Origin of the sequence: Escherichia sp. WS1265 (genome assembly GCF_046487585.1) — a bacterium.
GTDB classification, from domain to species: domain Bacteria; phylum Pseudomonadota; class Gammaproteobacteria; order Enterobacterales; family Enterobacteriaceae; genus Escherichia; species Escherichia coli.
In genome coordinates this window covers 1-565 of sequence record NZ_JBJQJE010000101.1, presented here as the reverse complement: position 1 = coordinate 565, position 565 = coordinate 1, and the positions used below count along the sequence as shown (strand labels likewise).

1 protein-coding gene is annotated in these 565 nt (G+C 57.0%); it reads left to right on the top strand.

All coding sequences use genetic code 11. The features are described from left to right. Positions 1-82: 82 nt before the first annotated feature. Positions 83-565: IS66 family transposase (locus tag ACJHX3_RS25035; protein WP_001669616.1), on the top strand; the 483-nt coding region annotated here is incomplete at its 3' end.

The window sequence follows — 565 nt, the reverse complement described above, 5'->3', positions numbered from 1 at the left end:
AAGCGGCTGCTGACCTCCCTGACCATGCTGTAAATCTCTTTATCCTGGTTGTCACAGAATAAGCCCGGTAAAATACGGGCTTATGAACGACATCTCTTCTGACGACATCTTCCTGCTGAAACAGCGCCTGGCCGAACAGGAAGCGCTGATCCACGCCCTGCAGGAAAAGCTGAGCAACCGGGAGCGCGAAATAGACCATCTGCAGGCGCAGCTGGATAAACTCCGCCGGATGAACTTCGGCAGTCGTTCCGAAAAAGTCTCCCGCCGTATCGCACAAATGGAAGCCGATCTGAACCGGCTTCAGAAAGAGAGCGATACGCTGACTGGTAGGGTGTATGACCCGGCAGTACAGCGTCCGTTGCGTCAGACCCGCACCCGTAAGCCGTTCCCTGAATCACTACCCCGTGACGAAAAGCGGCTGTTGCCTGCGGCGCCGTGCTGCCCGAACTGCGGCGGTTCACTGAGCTATCTGGGCGAGGATACCGCCGAACAGCTGGAGTTGATGCGTAGCGCCTTCCGGGTTATCCGGACGGTACGGGAAAAACATGCCTGTACTCAGTGCGAT